This is a genomic window from Gordonia cholesterolivorans, assembly GCF_039531975.1.
In the GTDB taxonomy this organism is placed as follows: domain Bacteria; phylum Actinomycetota; class Actinomycetes; order Mycobacteriales; family Mycobacteriaceae; genus Gordonia; species Gordonia sihwensis.
Genome location: NZ_BAAARB010000003.1, coordinates 184218 through 203519, shown reverse-complemented (window position 1 = coordinate 203519; position 19302 = coordinate 184218). Strand labels below are relative to the sequence as shown.

The 19302-nt window shown below is 70.7% G+C and carries 1 protein-coding gene (cut by a window edge); it reads left to right on the top strand.

The genetic code is table 11. The features are described 5' to 3' along the window. Positions 1-96: 96 nt before the first annotated feature. Positions 97-19302: the beginning of a non-ribosomal peptide synthase/polyketide synthase gene (locus ABFX36_RS04205; RefSeq protein ID WP_346075074.1), read on the top strand. It continues 24078 nt past the right edge of the window; the window shows 19206 of its 43284 coding nt (coding positions 1-19206); the start codon lies at positions 97-99; its stop codon lies beyond the right edge, outside the window.

The following is a 19302-nucleotide window of genomic DNA, read 5'->3' as shown; positions in this document are numbered from 1 at the left end:
TATTTACGAGGTGATGCGCTAGTGACGGGCGATGCTCATGAGACTGACGACACACGAACAACTGTTCGTGCGGGTCAGGATGATGCTGCGGCCGGCATGGGGGAGTCGGCGCCCGGGCAGCGGGGTGTGCCCGCCGGAGCGTTCCCACTCTCCGCAGCGCAGTTCGGGCTGTGGCTGTCGCAGCAGCTGCATCCCGAAGTGCCGATCAACATGGCGCAGTACGTGGAGCTGCGCGGTCAGCTCGATCTCGACCTGCTCGAAGAATGCCTGATCGCCACCGGCAAGGAGATCGGATCCGGCTACCTGCGGATCATCGACGTCGACGGCCGCCCGTACCAGCTCGTCGACCGCGACATCGAGCAGTCGCTGGTCCGCGTCGATCTCTCTGAACGCCCCGATCCGGAGGCCGCGGCGCACGAGTGGATGCGCGCCGAGTACACGGCGCCGATCGATCTCGAGACCGGTCCGCTCTTCTGCTGTGCGGTCATCACGATCGGCCCCGACCACCACTACTGGTATGCGCGAGTGCACCACGTGGCGCTCGACGGCGTGGGTGCCATCACGTTGATGACCCGCGTGGCGGAGCTGTACACGCAGGCGCTCGACGGCGCGCCGCTGCCGTCCGATCCGGCGGACCACCTGCGCGAGCTGTACGAGGTCGAGGACGCCTACCGGTCGTCGCGCCGATTCGAATCCGACCGCGAGTACTGGGCGCAGGTCGTCGACGACATGCCCGAACCCGAGTCGTTCGCTTCGCGTCACGCCGCGCCGCAGGCGCTGAGCACCGTCGCGAGCACTGCACTGCCGCGCGATCTGGCCGAGGCGATGACGACCGACGGAGCCTCCTTCGCACCGGTCACCATCGCCGCGTTCGCGGCGTACTTCGGCCGGCTGACCGGAACCGACGACGTCCTGCTGTCGCTTCCCGTCTCGGCGCGCACCACCGCGCTGATGCGCCGGGCGGGCGGCATGGTCTCGAATGTGGTGCCGCTCCGGATCGCCGTGCCCGCGGACGCCACTGTCGACGCCCTCGTCGAATCGGTGCAGGTCCAGCTGGTGGGCGCGCTCCGCCACCAGCGCTACCGCACGGAGGACATCCGTCGCGACGCCGGTTCGCTCGGCGCGGACCGCGCCTATTTCGGCCCGGTCGTCAACATCATGATGGGTCTGGGCGACCTGCGCCTGGGCGCCATCGAATCACGACTGCACGTCCTCTCGTCCGGTCCGGTCGACGACCTGATGCTCAACCTGTACGAGACGGGTACCGGCAGCACCCACATCGACTTCATCGCGAACCCGGCCCGATACACCGAGGCCGAGAACGAGCGTCACCACGCCCGCTTCGTGGACTTCCTCAAGCGTTTCGTGGCCGCCGGAGCCGACACCGCGATCGGCGACCTCGAGGTCCTCGGCGCCGGCGAGCGCGAATGGCTGCTCTCGCGCGAGGGCGGCACCGCCGCGGAGCCACGCGGTTTCGGCGACATCCTGGCCGCTTCGGCCGCGGTGTACCCCGACCGGGTGGCCGTCGAGTTCGGAGGCACCGTCTGGACCTACCGGGAACTCGACGAACGCTCGAACCGCCTGGCACGTGTCCTGATCCGGCGAGGGGTGGGACCGGAGAGCCTGGTGGCGCTGGCGGTCCCGCGCTCGCTCGAATCGGTGCTGGCGATCTGGTCGATCGCGAAGGCCGGAGGCGCCTACCTGCCGATCGATCCGGGCTATCCGTCCGACCGCATCGCCCACATGGTGACCGACTCCGGCGCGGAGCACGGTCTGACGACCATCGCGAACCGCGCCGCCCTCCCGGACGGCGTCGATTGGCTCGCGCTCGACTCGCTGGAGGCGACCACCCTCGCCGACGCGGAGTCGGCCGCGCCGATCACCGACGCCGAACGGCTCGCCCCGGTCCGGCCCGACAACCCCGCTTACGTCATCTACACGTCCGGTTCCACCGGACTGCCGAAGGGCGTCGTGGTGCCCAACCGCGGGTTGTCGACGCTCGCCGAGGACCTGCGAGTGGTGTACTCGGTCTCATCCGACGCCCGGGTTGCCCAGTTCGCCTCCCCGAGCTTCGATGCGGCATTCGGTGAGATGCTCGCCGCGTGGGCTCATGGCGGAGCTCTCATCGTCGTACCGCCGACCGTGACCGGCGGCGACGAACTCGCGGGACTGCTCGCGGCCGCACGCGTGACCACGCTGGTCTCGACCCCGCCCGCCGCGCAGACGCTCGACCCGACCGGCCTGGACTCGATGCGCCGGGTGGTGACCGGCGGCGACGTGCTGCCCGCCGAACTCGCGGCGCGGTGGGACGGCCGGTTGCGCAACGCCTACGGTCCCACCGAGACCACGGTGATCGTCACGATCACCGAGCCACTGGCCGCCGGGACGCCGATCACGATCGGCGCGCCGATGAGCGGGGTTCGAGCGCTGGTGCTCGACCACCGCCTGCGGCCGGCGCCGGTCGGTGTCGCGGGCGATCTGTACATCGCCAATCCCGGTACTGCGCGCGGCTACCACGCCCGCCCGTCGCTGACCTCCTCGCGCTTCGTCGCCGATCCGTACGGCCCACCCGGCAGCCGCATGTACGCCACCGGCGACGTGGTCCGGTGGACCGACGACGGCGAGCTCGACTACATCGGGCGCTCGGACTTCCAGGTCAAGATTCGCGGCTTCCGCATCGAACTCGGCGAGATCGACGCCGTGATGGAGAACTGCCCGGGCGTCGACTTCGCCACTACGCAGGTCCGTACCGGTTCAGCCGGTCAGCCACAGCTGGTCACCTACGTGCTGGCCGAGGACGGCGTGGATCTGGACCCGTCGGGTCTGCGGATCGCCGCCGGACAGGTGCTGCCCGAATACATGGTGCCCGCCGCGGTGGTCGTGCTCGACGAGGTGCCGCTCACGGTGAACGGCAAGCTCGATCGCGCCGCCCTGCCCGATCCCGACTTCAGCGCGAGCACGGCGGAGTACCGCGAGCCGTTGACCGAGCTGGAGAAGCGGATCGCCGAGGTCTTCGCCGACGTCCTCGGTCTCGACCGTGTCAGCGCCGACGCGAGCTTCTTCGAGCTCGGCGGCGACAGCATCATCTCCCTGCAGTTGGTGTCGCGGGCCAAGAACCTCGGCATCGTCTTCACCGCGCGCGAGGTCTTCGAACAGCAGACGGTGGCCGGTCTGGCCCAGGTGGCGCGGACCGCCGACTCGGCAGAGGCGGAGCTGACCGAACTTCCGGGCGAGGGCGTCGGGCCGATGCCGCTGACCCCGGTGATGCACCAGATGCTCGAACTCGGACGCTACGAGGCGTTCGCACAGGCGCTGACCCTCGTCCTCCCGGCGGGCGCGAGCGATGAGGGCGTCGCCGCCACCATCGCCGCCGTCGTGGATCATCACGACATGCTGCGCGCGGTGCTGCGCGCGGACGGCCCCGAACCCGTCATCGTCACGCGACCGGCGGGCAGCGTGGACGCGACATCGCTGATCTCGAACGTTCCCGCCCGGGGACGCGCCGGATCGGCCGAGCTCGCGGAGCAGATCGGCCGAGTCGCGGCCGAGTCGGCGCGCCGCCTGAGTCCGGACACCGGTGTCATGGCGCAGTTCGTCCGACTCACGGGATCGGGCGAGACCGACGGAGACCGACTGGTCGCCGTCGTGCACCACCTCGCCGTCGACGGTGTGTCGTGGCGCACGCTGGTCCCCGACTTCGCACTCGCGTGGGTGAGCGTCTCCGCCGGCGCGACCCCGTCCCTTCCGCCTGTCGGAACCTCGATGCGCCGATGGGCGCACGGACTCGCCGAGGCCGCCCGCCGCGCCGACCGTGAGGCCGAGCTCGAGCACTGGCGGCGGATCGTCGCGGACGGCGACCAGCCGGTGGGCCGGCGCCCGCTCGATCCGCGGGTCGATGTGGCCGCCACTGAACGGCGGCTCGAGGTCCGGCTCAGCCCGGAGACCACGAGAGCCGTGCTCGCGGTGATTCCGCGGCAGTACCGTGCGGGCGTCAACGACGGTCTGCTCGCGGCGCTGGCGCTGGCGGTCGCCGCATGGCGCGGCGCGGACGGGCGACGCAGCATGCTCGTCGATCTCGAGGGCCACGGCCGTGAGGAGTCGGCGGTGCCCGGTGCCGATCTGGCACGGACCGTCGGCTGGTTCACCAGCGTGTACCCGGCTCGGCTCGACGTCGGCGACGTGGATCTGGACGCCGCGTTCGAGGGCGGGCCGAGTACGGCGGCGCTGCTCAAGACGATCAAGGAACAGCTGCGGCGGATTCCGGGTGAGGGCGTCGGCTACGGCCTGCTGCGGCACCTGAATCCCGATTCGCGCGCCGAGATGATGCAATGGCACCGCCCCGAGATCGCGTTCAACTATCTGGGCCGGCTGTCGTCAGGTGAGATTCCCGCCGAACTGCGCGCCGTGGGCTGGCTGCCCGACGGCGAGATGCTCGGCGCGGGTGCCCAGCGTCACGAGGACATGCCGCTCTCGGCCGCGCTGACGATCGATGCGATCGCCGCCGAAGACGGAGACGGCGTCGCACTCACTGCGACCTTCAGCTACGCCTCGGAGCTGCTCAGCGAGACCGAGGTGGTCGAACTCGCCGATCTGTGGGCGCGCGCCCTCGACGCGATGGCATCGCTGTCGCAGTCGCAGACCACGGGCGGCTTCACGCCCGCGGACCTTCCCCTGGTGAACCTCTCGCAGGAACAGATCGATGCGTGGGAGCGCGACTTCGAGTCGCTGTCCGACATCTGGTCGCTCTCACCGCTGCAGGAGGGTCTGCTGTTCCACGCCGGCCTCGCCGAGCACTTCGTGGACGTCTACACCGCGCAGATCGTGCTCGACCTGAGCGGCGAGGTCGACGCCGAACGCATGCGCGCGGCGGGCCAGGCGCTCGTCGACCGGCATCCCAGCCTGCGTGCCGCCTTCGTCTACGACGACACCGGCGTCCCCGCTCAGATCATCGTCGACGACGCGCGGCTGCCCTTCGAGTCGACGGATCTGTCAGACCTCGACGAGCAGGAGGCGCAGCGGACGGCGCGCGATCTGGTCACGTCGGATCGGGAGACTCGCTTCCGTCTCGACCGGCCGCCGCTGATCCGGATGCGGCTGATCCGCTTCTCGGACGGCGCGTACCGTCTGGCGCTGACCAATCACCACCTCCTGCTGGACGGCTGGTCGCTGCCTCTGGTGCTGACCGACCTTCTGGCGCTGTACGGCGCCAACGGCAACGGCTCGGGCATGGCCGCCGCGCCGAGTTACCGCGCCTATCTCGACTGGCTGTCGGGCCAGGACCCGCAGGCCTCGCTGGACGCGTGGTCGCGGGCCCTCGCCGGCCTCGACGAGCCGACCGTCCTCGCCCCGCAGTCGAGCGAGCTCGCGATGCCGACGCCCGAGGAACTTCTTCTGGACCTCGACGAGGATGTCGAGGCGGCGCTCGCCGCCGCCGCCCGGACGCTCGGTGTCACGGTGAACACCGTGGTGCAGGCCGCGTGGGGTGTGCTCCTGGCCCGCCTGACCAGTCGCTCGGACGTCGTGTTCGGCGCCACGGTCTCCGGCCGGCCGCCGCAGCTGCCGGGCGTGGAATCCACCGTCGGTCTCTTCATCAACACCGTTCCGGTCCGGGTTCGGCTCGACCGCACCGAATCGATCCGCGATCTCCTGCGCCGGGTGCAGGTCGAGCAGGCCGACCTGCTCGACCACCACTACACCGGACTCACCGATATCCAGCGGGCGGCGGGTCTCGGCCCCCTCTTCGACACGTTGACCGTGTTCGAGTCCTACCCGATCGACCGCTCGGTGCTCGCCGACGTCGACGCGGTCGCGGGCATGAGAGTGGTGGACGTCGAAGTCAACGATGCCACCCACTACCCGTTGACACTGGTGGCGCTGCAGGACCCGCGACTGCGGTTCAAACTGAAGTTCCTGCCGACGGCGTTCAGCGCCGAGGCCGCCGACCGACTGCTGACGAGGCTGGTCCGGGTGCTGGCGACCGTCGCCGCGGACCTCGACCGACCGGTCGCGTCCATCGACGTCCTCGACGAGGGGGAACGCGCGGCCCTGGCACCGATGACCCGGATGCCGGCGTCCGTCTCGGACACCGGGTTCGACCTCTTCGACACGGTCCGCAACGAACACGCCGACCGCCCCGCGGTGCGGTTCGACGGCGAAGAACTGACCTACCGGGAACTGTCCGGCCGCGCGGCGCGACTGGCACGGGCACTGCTCGACCGCGGCGTCGGCCCGGAGAGCTTCGTCGCCCTCGCGCTGCCCCGTTCGCTCGACTCGGTGGTCGCGATGTGGGCGGTGCTCGAGTCCGGAGCGGCCTTCGTGCCGGTGGACCCGAGCTATCCGGCCGACCGCATCGAGCACATGCTGACCGACTCCGGTGCGAGTGTCGGCATCACCGTCGCCGCACACGCCGCCGATCTTCCCGATGAGAGCACCGACTGGCTCGTGCTCGACGACTCCGTGCTGCGGGTGGAACTGGTGGGCCGATCGGCCGAACCGGTCACCCCCGCCGAGCGCGGCGGGGCATGCCGCCCGGACCAGGCCGCGTACATGATCTACACCTCGGGCACCACGGGTCTGCCCAAGGGCGTCATCGTGCCGAGGCACGGTCTGGAGAGCTTCGCGCTCGAACAGCGCGAGCGCTACCGCGTCACGCCCGATTCGCGGGTGCTGCACGTCGCCTCACCGAGCTTCGACGCCTCCGTCCTGGAGTTCGTGATGGCCTTCGGTACCGGCGCGCTCCTGGTCGTCTCACCGCCGACCGTCTTCGGCGGCACCGAACTGAGCGACCTGATCACACGCGAATCACTGAGCCACGTCTTCCTCACACCGTCGGCGCTGGCCACCATGGACCCCGAGCGGTTGGGCGAGCGTCCCGAGATCCTGGTGCTCGGAGGCGAAGCCGTCTCCGACGACCTCGTCGCCCGCTGGGCTCCCGGCCGCCAGGTGTTCAACGCCTACGGTCCCACCGAGACCACCGTCGTGGCCGCCGGCACCGACGCGCTGGTCGCGGGACGCCCGGTGACCATCGGCGGACCGATCCGCGGCACCGGCCTGCTGGTGCTCGACGAGGATCTGCGTCCGGTGCCGGTGGGAGCGGTCGGCGAACTGTACGTGACCGGCGCCGGTCTGGCTCGCGGTTACCACGCGCAGGCGGCACTGACCGCCGCTCGTTTCGTGGCGAACCCGGTCGGTGCTCCCGGCGACCGGATGTACCGCACCGGCGATCTGGTGCGGCCGAACGCCGACCTCGAACTGGAGTACATCGGCCGTTCGGACTTCCAGGTCAAGGTGCGCGGCCTGCGCATCGAGCTCGGGGAGATCGACGCGGTCCTCGCCACTCATCCGGACGTCGACTTCGTCGCGACCCTCGGGGTGGACGACGAACGCGGACAGACACAGCTGGTGGCGTACGTGCGGCCGGTGGGCGGCCGCGACGTGGACACCGCCGAGCTGATCGACCATGCGGCCCGTTCCCTCACCGGATACATGGTGCCGTCGGCGATCGTGGTCCTCGACGAGGTGCCGCTGACTCCGGTGGGCAAACTGGACCGGCGTGCGCTCCCGAAGCCGGAGTTCGAGTTCGCGGTGTCCGAGTACGTGGCTCCGGTGACGCCGCCCGAGGAGATCGTGGCGGCGGCCTTCGCCGACGTGCTCGGCCTCGACCGCGTCGGCGCCACCGATGAGTTCTTCGACCTCGGCGGCAACTCGCTGATCGCCACGCGGGTCATCGCCCGGGTGAACGCCGAACTCGGCACCGACATCGGCGTCCGCGATCTGTTCGAGGCACCGACGGTGGCCGCACTCGCCCTACGCGCCGAACGGTCGGCCGCCGGGGCGGGCAGGCTCGCGCTCACGGCGATGGAGCGGCCCGCGCACATTCCGCTGTCGCTCGCGCAGCAGCGCATGTGGTTCCTCAACCGCTACGACCCGGCCTCGGGGAACTACAACGTTCCGCTCGCCATCCGTCTGACCGGAGAACTCGACGTCGACGCGCTGCGTGCCGCGGTGCGCGACGTGATCGAGCGCCACGAGTCGTTGCGGACGGTGTTCCCGGATTCCGACTCCGGCGCCTACCAACAGGTGCTCGACGCCTCGCAGGTCGCCTTCCGGCTCGATCCGATCGCGGTCTCGGAGGACGAACTCGCCTCGCGCGCACTGGAACTCGGTGCGACTGGCTTCGACGTGACCGCTCAGGTCCCGATCCGCACGGCGTTGTTCCGGATCAGCGACGACGTTCACGTCCTCGCTCTGGTGATGCACCACATCATCGCCGACGGTTTCTCGATGGCGCCGCTGGCGCGCGATCTGGTCATGGCGTACACCGCCCGGACCCGGTCGAGTTCACCCGGCTGGGCCCCGCTGGAGGTCCAGTACGCGGACTTCGCGATCTGGCAGCGCGCGATGCTCGGCGACGAGTCCGATCCGCACTCGGTCGCGGCCGCCCAGATCGGATTCTGGCGCGAGGAACTCGCCGGTGTCCCCGAACTCCTGGAACTTCCGGCCGACCGACCGCGGCCCGAGGTGGCCTCGGGATCGGGCGGGCGCACCCGCGTCCGGATCGACGGGGCCCTGCGCGCCCGAGTCGAAGACGCCGCACGGCGTCACGGCGCCACTCCGTTCATGACCCTGCACGCCGCGCTGGCCGTCCTGCTCGCACGCGTGTCGGGGGAGAGCGACATCAGCGTCGGCACCCCGGTCGCGGGCCGCGGTGAGCGGCTGCTCGACGACGTCGTCGGCATGTTCGTCAACACCCTCGTCCTGCGGACACGAGTCGACGGCGCCGATTCGTTCAGCGACCTGCTAGCGAAGGTCAAGCACACCGATCTGGAGGCCTTCGAGCACGCCGACGTGCCGTTCGAACGGCTCGTGGAGATCCTCAACCCGGCCCGATCCACCGCGCACGCCCCGCTGTACCAGGTGCAGTTCGCCCTGGAGAACTTCGAGACCCCGACAGTGGACCTTCCGGGCTTGACCGTGGAGGCCGAGGGCATCGAGACCACCGTCTCCAAGTTCGACCTCGAGGTCACCGTGACCGAGCGCGCCGCCGGCTACGACGTGACGTTCGTCTACGCGACCGATCTCTTCGACGAGGACACCGCCGCCGGGTACGCGGAGCGATTCGTCCGCGCCCTCGACGCGCTGATCGCGGCACCGGACCGGCCGGTCGGCGACGTGGACCTGTTGCGGCCTCGCGAGCACGAGTTGCTCGAATCGTGGACCGCTGGACCGCAGGCACCTGCGCGCGCGACGCTCGTCGAGCGGTTCGAGGAGCAGGCCGCCCGGACTCCGGACGCCGTCGCCCTGGTGACGGGCGATGAGGTCCTGACCTACGCGGAGTTCGCGGCACAGGTGCACCGCCTCGCGCGGGAACTCCTCGCGTCGGGCGTGCGACCGGGCGACCAGGTCGGTCTGGCGATGCGCCGGTCCCGTCACCTGGTGGTCGGCATGTACGCGATCCTGGCGGCGGGCGGCGCCTACGTCCCGCTCGACCCGGCCCACCCAGCCGAGCGCAACGCGCATGTGATCGACACCGCCGATCCGCGGCTGATTCTGACCACGTCCGCCGACTCGGCCGCGCTGCCCGTCGATCGCGAGCTGCTGCAGATCGACGGACTCGACCTGGGCGCACACCCGGACGGGCCGCTCACCGACGCCGAGCGCGGCGGTGTGCTGCGTCCCGAGTCGGCGGCGTACACGCTGTTCACCTCGGGTTCCACCGGGCTGCCGAAGGGCGTCACCGTGCCACATGCGGCGGCTGCCAATCAGCTCGACTCGATGCAGCGCGAATACCGTCTCACCGCAACCGATGTGGTGCTGCAGAAGACACCGATGACGTTCGACGCGTCCGTGTGGGAGTTCTTCTGGCCGCTTCAGGCGGGCGCACGACTGGTGCTGGCGGGGCCCGACGGTCATCGGGACCCGGCTCAGCAGGCGCAGTTGGCGGCCGAGCACTCGGTGACCGTGGTGCAGTTCGTGCCGTCGATGCTGCCGCTGGTGGTCGAGACCTTCGCCGAGCGCGCAGTGACCTCGTTGCGGCTGCTGTTCTCCGGCGGCGAGGTGCTGCCGGCATCGGTCGCAGAAGACGTCATGGAACGCCTGCGCACCGAGGTGCACAACCTGTACGGCCCCACCGAGTCGGCGATGCAGGTGACGCGCCGCGCGGCCGGTGCCGGAGCCGGTTCGGTGCCCATCGGTTCGCCCGTCGAGGGCGTGCGCGTGCACGTGCTCGACACCCGGCTGCGTCCGGTCCCGGTCGGCACGCCCGGCGAACTGTACCTCGCGGGCGCGCAGCTGGCTCGGGGCTACGCGGGCCGTCCCGACCTGACGGCCGAGCGATTCGTCGCCGCACCGTACGACGCGGCGGGCGAGCGGATGTACCGCACCGGCGACCTGGTCCGGTGGACCGCGGACGGCGAACTCGAGTTCCTCGGCCGCACCGACGACCAGGTGAAGCTGCGCGGCCTGCGCATCGAGCCGGGCGAGATCGAGGCGGCGCTGGCCGCCCATCCCGGAGTCGATCAGGCGGTGGTGACCCTGCACCACGGGGAGCACACCGGCGATGCGCTCGTCGCATACGTCTCGGCCGCTCCCGGTACCGAGCGGGTGACTCAGGAAGATCTGAAGTCTCATGTGTGCGCTCGGGTGCCCGGCTACATGGTGCCGTCGCTGTTCATCGTGCTCGACGAACTGCCCGTCGGTGCCAGCGGCAAGATCGACCGCCGTGCGCTCCCGGCACCGGAGCTGGTGCTCAGCGCCGGGGTGTACGTCCCTCCGCGCAACCCGGTCGAGGAGATCATCGCGACGATCTTCGCGGAGACGATCGGCGTCGAGCGCGTGGGTGCGACCGACGACTTCTTCGCCGTGGGCGGCAACTCGCTCGTCGCCACCCGGGTGATCGCGCGACTCAACGACGCGTTGGGCACCGACGTCGGAGTCCGCGAGATCTTCGAGGCCCCGACCGTCGCCGAACTCGCCGTGGTGGCCGAGCAGCGGACGGGTGCGGTACGGCCCAAGCTGGTGGCGCGCGAGCGCACCGAACCGGCACCGTTGTCGCTGGCTCAGCAGCGCATGTGGTTCCTGAACCGATTCGATCGGGATTCCGCGGCCTACAACATGCCCTTCGCCATCCGGTTGACCGGTGCGCTGGACGTGTCCGCGATGCGCGCGGCGATGCTCGACGTCTGCGAGCGTCACGAGGCCCTGCGCACCGTGTACCCCGATTCCGCCGACGGACCCCGACAGGTGGTGCTGCCGGTGCGAGATGTGGCGGCGACCGCCGACCTCGTCGAGGTGGCGGTCGCGGAGGCCGACCTCGAAGCGGAAGTCGTCGCGCTGGCGACGGCACCCTTCGACGTCACCGCCGCACCGCCGGTCCGCGTGCATCTGTTGGCCGTGGGCCCCGACGAACACGTCTTGGTCTTCGTCCTGCACCACATCGCCTTCGACGGGTGGTCGTCGGCTCCGCTGGCCCGCGATCTGATGATCGCGTACGTCGCACGGACCGCCGGACAGCCGCCGGAGTGGTCGCCGCTGCCCGTGCAGTACAGCGACTTCGCCGTCTGGCAGCGGGAACTGCTCGGCGACGAGAACGATCCGGCATCGCTGGCCGCGCAGCAGCTGGCCTACTGGCGCGCCGAACTCGCCGATCTTCCCGACGTGCTGGAGCTGCCGACCGATCGGCCGCGGCCGGCACAGCAGTCGTTCCGAGGCGGAGACGTCGCCTTCACCTTGAGCCCCGAACTGCATGCGGCGCTGCTCGAGGTGGCTCGCTCCACCGACACGACGCTCTTCATGGTGGTCCATGCGGCACTGTCGGCGCTGCTCGGACGACTCTCGGGCAGTGACGACATCGCGATCGGCACGCCGATCGCCGGCCGCGGTGAAGCCGCGCTCGACGATGTGGTCGGCATGTTCGTCGGCACCCTGGTGCTGCGCACGGAGATCGACGAGAACGCGGCCTTCACCGATCTGCTGGCGCAGGTGCGCGAGCGAGACCTGGGTGCCTTCACCAACACCGAGATCCCGTTCGAGCGTCTCGTGGACGCGCTCAACCCGACCCGGTCCGCGGCGTACCACCCGCTGTTCCAGGTCTCACTGTGGTTCCAGAACATCGCGCGCGCCGAGCTGGAGCTTCCCGGGCTCACCGTCTCCCCCGCCGAGTTCGAGACCGGTCTGTCGCGGTTCGACCTGCAACTAACCGTGACCGACCGGACCGACGCCGAAGGCGCGCCGGGGGAGATCGACGTGGTGCTCACCTACGCCGAGGATCTGTTCGACAGGTCGACGGCGGAGCGTTTCGGCGACCGATTCACGTCGGTGCTGACACAGGTGGCGGCCGATCCCGCGGTGGTGGTCGGCGACATCCCGATCATCGGCGACCAGGAGCGGACCCGGGTCCTGGAGACCTGGAACGCCACCGATCACCGGATCGAATCCATCGATGCGGACAGCGACACGCTCGTGTCCCTCTTCGACGCGCAGGTGGCGCGATCGCCCGAAGCCACCGCCCTCGTATACGAGGGCGAGCAGATCACGTACGCGGAGTTCGACGCGCGAGCCAACCGTCTGGCACGGCATCTCATCTCGATGGGTGTCGGTCCGGAGTCGTTGGTCGGCCTGTCGATCCGCCGTTCGATCGATCTGCTCGTCGGCATGTACGGCATCCTCAAGGCCGGCGGCGCCTACGTGCCGCTCGATCCGGACCACCCCGCGGAGCGCAACGGATACGTTCTGGAGAGCGCCTGCCCGGTGACGGTCGTGACCACGACCGCCGACTCCGGAGCGGTCCCCGCGGACGTGCCGACGCTCGAGATCGACGTCCTCGACCTGTCCGGCGTCGCGGGCACCCCGGTGACCGACGCGGACCGCCGTTCGCCGCTGCGCCCGCAGAATCCGGCGAACCTGATCTACACCTCCGGCTCCACCGGCCGTCCCAAGGGCATCGCGGTGCCGCATGCCGGTCTGGTCAATCAGCTGTGCTGGATGCAGGGTGAATACCAGCTGACCGCCGACGACGCGGTGATGCTCAAGACCCCGATGACCTTCGACGTCTCCGTGTGGGAGTTCTTCTGGACCCTGCAGACCGGTGCCCGCCTCGTCATCGCCCGTCCGGACGGCCACCGGGACCCCGAGTACCTGTCGACGCTGATGCGCGAGCAGAACGTCACCGTGGTCCAGTACGTCCCGTCGATGCTGGCGATGTTCGTGTCGAGCTCGTCCGCGCGGATCCCCGACACCGTCCGCGCCGTGATCGCGATCGGCGAGGCGCTGCCGATCGAGACCGCCGAGGCCTTCCGCGAACTCTCCGCCGCGCCGCTGGACAACCTGTACGGACCCGCGGAGGCGTCGCTGGCCGTCACCTACTGGCGTCACACCGAAGCCGACCAGGGCGTGGTCCCGATCGGCGTCCCGATGTGGAACACCCGCCTGTACGTGCTCGACTCGCGCCTGCAGCCGGTGCCTCCGGGCGTCGCGGGAGAGCTGTACCTGTCGGGCGTCCAGCTGGCGCGCGGCTATCACGGTCGTCCCGACCTGTCGGCGGACCGGTTCGTCGCCGATCCGTTCGGCGCCCCGGGCGAGCGGATGTACCGCACCGGCGACCTGGTCCGGCACCGCGCCACCCCGGACGCCGACGACGCGGGGGTCCTCGAGTACATCGGCCGCACCGACTTCCAGGTCAAGGTGCGCGGAAACCGCATCGAGCTCGGCGAGATCGAGGCGGCCCTGCTGTCCGCGCCCGGCGTCACGCAGGCGGTGGTGCTGGTGCGCCACGACCCGCACACCGGCGACCAGCTGGTCGGCTACGTGGTGGCGCCCGCGGACGTGACCGGCGAGTCGGTCGCGGCGCATGCGGCGGGATCGCTGCCCTCGTACATGGTCCCGGCGGCCGTGGTGGTGATGGACGAGTTCCCCCGGAACAGCAGCGACAAGCTGGACCGGAAGGCGCTGCCCGAGCCGTCCTTCGACCTGCTCGCCGCCGAGTACGTGTCTCCGCGCGACCCGGTCGAGGAGATCATCGCGGGCGTTTTCGCCGGCGTCCTCGGTCTGCCGCGGATCAGCGTCGAGGAGAGCTTCTTCGACGCCGGCGGCAACTCTCTGATCGCGACCCGAGTGATCTCGCAGGTCAGCGACGCACTCGGCGTCGACCTCGGGGTACGCGACCTGTTCGACGCGCCGACGGTCGCCCAACTGGCCGCCCGCGTGGAGCAGAGCGGGGGCGCTTCGCGGCCCGCACTGACCCGGGCCGACCGCGGCGACACCGCACCGCTGTCGCTGGCACAGCAGCGGATGTGGTTCCTCAACCGGTTCGATCCGGCCTCGCCGGCCTACAACCTCCCCCTGCCGGTCCGGATGACCGGTCCGCTCGATGAGCCCGCTCTGCAGGCCGCAGTCCGCGACCTCCTCGACCGGCACGAGTCGCTGCGGACCCGGTTCCCCGACTCCGACAGCGGTCCGTACCAGCAGATCCTGCCGGTCGGCGACGCGGTGCCCGACCTGCGCCCGATCGAGGTCACCCGGGACGGCGTGCAGCAGGCGGTCGCGAAGGCCGTCATGACCGGATTCGACGTCACCGCCGAGGTGCCGCTGCGGGTTCGGCTGCTCCGGGTCACCGACGGTGACCCGCGCGGCGAGCACGTGCTCGTCCTGGTGCTTCACCACATCTCCGGCGACGGTCTGTCGATGGCGCCGCTGGTGCAGGACGTGATGGTGGCCTACGGCGCGCGGGCGGCCGGCGAGCAGCCGGCCTGGGCGCCGCTGGAAGTGCAGTACGCCGATTACGCGATCTGGCAGCGCGACGTGCTCGGCGATCCCGCGGACTCCTCGTCAGTGGCCGCCGCCCAGATCGATTACTGGCGCGAGACCCTCGCCGGGCTGCCCGACCGCCTCGAACTGCCCACCGATCACGAACGCCCGCAGGTGCAGTCGATGCGCGGCGCCATCCATCGCACCCCGATCGGCGCCGAGCTCTACTCCGCGATCGGCGCGTACGCCCGCGCCCGGGGCGTCACGCCGTTCATGGTCCTGCACGCCGCCTATGCGACCGTCTTGGCCGGGTTGACGGGTACCGCGGACATCGCTGTCGGCACCCCCGTCGGCGGTCGTGGCACGCGTGCGCTCGACGACCTGATCGGCATGTTCGTCAACACGCTCGTGCTGCGCACCCGGGTGCGTCCGGACGAGAGCTTCGATGCGCTCGTGGCTCAGGTCCGCGCCGCGGACCTCGCGGCCTTCGAGCACGCCGAGGTCCCGTTCGAGCAGCTGGTCGAGGTTCTCGACGTCACGCGCTCCACCGCGCATTCGCCGCTGTTCCAGGTGGCGCTCGCACTGCAGTCCGAGGCCCCGACGAGCTTCGAGATGGCGGGGCTGGACGTCGAGGCCGTCGACGTCTCGACCGACACGGCCAACATCGATCTCCAGCTCACGGTGCGCGAGAACACCGAGGTCGGCGCCGAAGCCGTCTTCACCTACGCCGCCGATCTCTTCGACGAGCCGACCGTCGAGTCGTTCGGCGACCGCCTGGTCCGCATCCTGCGGGCAGCGGTCGAGGCTCCCGAGACCGCCGTCGGCGATCTTCCTCTCCTCGGCGACGCCGAGCGCGCCGACCTCGTGGACCGGCGCGGCGGGGACGCGGCGGAGCCGCGGACCCTCGCCGATCTGTTCGGCGCCACCGCCGGGCGGCACGCCGACCGCGTCGCTGTCGAGTTCGACGGGCAGAGCCTGACCTACGCCGAGCTCGCCGAGCGCTCCAACCGGCTGGCGCGACGGCTGATCGACCACGGTGCCGGCCCCGACACGGTGGTCGCCCTCGCCATGACCCGATCGATCGACGCGATGGTCTCGATCTGGGCCGTGGCGGCCGCCGGAGCGGCCTACCTGCCGATCGATCCGAAGCTGCCCGCCGACCGCATCACGCACATGGTCTCCGACTCCGGCTCGGTGATCGGTCTGACGCATTCGGCCACCGCCGACACCCTGCCGTCGCAGGCGCGGCCGGTCGACGGCTGGACCCTTCTCGACGACGCAGCGCTGGCGGAGGATCTGGCGGGCCGCTCGGGCGCACCGCTCACCGATGCGGACCGGCGTGCGCCGCTGACCGTCGACGACCTCGCCTACGTGATCTACACGTCCGGCACCACCGGTCTGCCCAAGGGCGTCGCGGTGCCGCACCGCGGGCTGTCGACGCTGGCCGACGACGTCGTCGGGTACTACGAGACCTATCCGGGCGCGCGGATGCTGCAGTTCGCGGCGATCAGCTTCGACGCCGCCGTCGGCGAGATCCTCGCGACCTTCTGCGCGGGTGCGACGATGGTCATCGCCCCGACCGACCTCTACGGCGGTGCCGAACTGGCGGGCTTCATCCGCGATCAGCGGATCACGTCCTTCGTCGGCGCGCCGAACGCGGTGCAGACGGTCGACGCGAGCGAACTCGACCTGGTGACCCGCGTGGTGGTGGGCGGCGACGTGTGTCCGCCGGAACTGGTCGCCCGCTGGGGCGGGAGGCTGCGCAACGCGTACGGGCCCACCGAGACCACCGTGATCGTCACGATGACCGATCCGCTCGCCGCGGGCGAGCCGATCACGATCGGCTCGGCGATGAGCGGCGTGCACACCCTGGTTCTCGACGACCGGCTGCGGCCGGTCCCGGTCGGGACGCCGGGCGAGCTGTACATCACCAACGCCGGCCTCGCGCGCGGCTACCTCGGCCGGCGCGGTCTCACCGCCGAGCGGTTCGTCGCGAACCCGTACGCGGTGGGGAAGCGGATGTACCGCACCGGCGACGTGGTGCGCTGGACCGCAGACGGCGAACTCGCCTACATCGGCCGATCCGACTTCCAGCTGCAGATCCGCGGCTTCCGCGTCGAACTCGGCGAGATCGACGCCGCGCTCACCTCGCACCCCGACGTGGCCTTCGCCGTCACGTTGGGTGTCCCCGGACCGGCCGGCGACACCGTGCTGGTCGGCTACGTCCAGCCGGTGGCCGGAGCTGTCGTCGACACCGATGCGCTGGCGGCGCACGCCGCGCACCGGCTGCCGCCGTACATGGTCCCCGCGGTCATCATGGTGATCGACGAGGTGCCGTTGACCCCGATCGGCAAGGTCGACCGCAAGGCGCTGCCCGCACCGGAGTTCACCCGCGCGGCGGTTCACGTCGCGCCGGTGGGCGAGGTGGAGGTCGGCGTGGCCGAGGTGGTCGGCCGGGTGCTCGGTGCCGAGCGCGTCGGCGCCACCGACGACTTCTTCGACCTCGGCGGCAACTCGCTGATCGCGACGCGCGTCGTCGCGCAGATCAACGCCGAGTTCGGCTCCGACCTGGGAGTGCGGGATCTTTTCGAGGCACGGACCGTCGCCGAACTCGCCACCCGCGTGTCTCGAGGCTCGGCCGACGGCCGCCCGGCGCTGACGCCGCGTGAGCGGGCGGCGCGGGCACCGCTGTCTCTGGCGCAACAGCGAATGTGGTTCCTCAACCGGCTCGACCCCTCGTCGGCGGCGTACAACATCCCGCTGGCGGTCCGGCTCACCGGTGAGCTCGACGCCGATGCCTTCGGCGCCGCGCTGGGCGACGTGGTCGCGCGGCACGAGACGTTGCGCACCGTCTACCCCGATGCGGGGGACGGCGGGCACCAGCAGATCCTCGACGCGGAATCGGCGGGACTGGACCTGATCCGTGACCGGGTCGGCCCGGACGAGGTGGCGGGCCGCGTCGCGGCGCTGGCCACCGAAGGCTTCGACGTGACCGCCGAGGTCCCCATCCGCGCCGCTCTGCTGCGGGTGGCGGAACCGGGCGAGGACGTGACCGATCACGTCTTCGTGCTGGTCCTGCACCACATCGCGTCCGACGCGTCGTCGCTGGCACCGCTGGTCCGCGACGTCATCACCGCCTACACCGCCCGCGCAGCGGGTCACGCCCCGGACTGGGCGCCGTTGCCGGTGCAGTACGCCGACTACGCGATCTGGCAGCGTGAGCTCCTCGGAGACCTGGACGACCCGCACTCGCGCGGTGCACGCCAGCTGGCCTACTGGACCAAGGCGCTCGCCGGGCTCCCCGATCAGCTCGACCTGCCCACCGACCGGTCGCGCCCGGCGCGTCCGTCGATGCGCGGTGGCCGTGTGGAGTTCACCATCGACGGTGAAGTGCATCGCGCGGTCACCGAGATCGGTCGCGCGCACGGCGCGTCGACGTTCATGGTGATGCATGCGGCGCTCTCGGTGCTGCTGGCCCGACTGTCGGCCACCACCGACATCGCGATAGGCACCGCGGTCGCCGGCCGCGGGGAACCCGAACTCGACGGGCTCGTCGGCATGTTCGTCAACACCCTGGTCCTGCGCACCGTGGTGGAGCCCGAAGTCGACTTCGCCGGTGTCCTCGCTCAGACGCGCGCCACCGACCTGGCCGCGTTCGGGCACACCGAACTGCCCTTCGAGCGTCTGGTCGAGGCGATCAGCCCCACCCGCTCGCAGTCGCACCATCCGCTGTTCCAGGTGGCGCTCGACTTCCAGAATGCGGGCGAGGTCGCGGTGGAGCTGCCGGGCCTGGCCATCGCGCCGGAGCAGATCAGCGCCGACGTCGCGAAGTTCGACCTGCAGCTGACGGTCGCCGAGACCGTCGACGAATCGGGTACTCCGGCCGGGATGCGGGCCTCGTTCGACTACGCCACCGACCTCTTCGACGCGTCGACCGTCCAGGTCTTCGCGGAGCGGCTCGTGCGCATCCTGTCGACCGTGGTCGTGGACCCGACGGTGCCGATCGGCGACGTCCCGATCCTGTCGCCGACCGAGAGCGACGAGTTTAGCGCGGTCGCCGGCCCGGCGTCCGTGGCGCCCCGCACCTTCCCGCAGATCCTGGCCGACGCCGTCGCCGACGATCCGAACCGGATCGCGGTGGAGGAGGGCTCCGCGGCGCTCACCTATCGTCAGCTCGACGAGCGGTCGAACCAGCTGGCCCGGCTGCTGGCCGAGCGCGGCATCGGCACCGGCGATTACGTCGCGGTCGCCATGCCGCGATCGATCCGCACCGCGACTGCCGTCTGGGCGATCGTCAAGACCGGCGCGGCGTTCCTGCCGATCGATCCGAGCTATCCGGCCGACCGCATCGCGCACATGCTGACCGATTCGGGTGTACGGATCGGTCTCACGACGTCGACCGAGCGTCCCGAGCTCTCCGGTGAGGTCGACTGGATCGTCTTCGACGAGATCGATGCGCTGCTGGCGGCCGAGTCGGTCGCCGAGGTGACCCCGGTGCGCCGCATGCGCGTGGACTCGCCGGCCTACGTCATCTACACCTCCGGGTCCACCGGTCTGCCC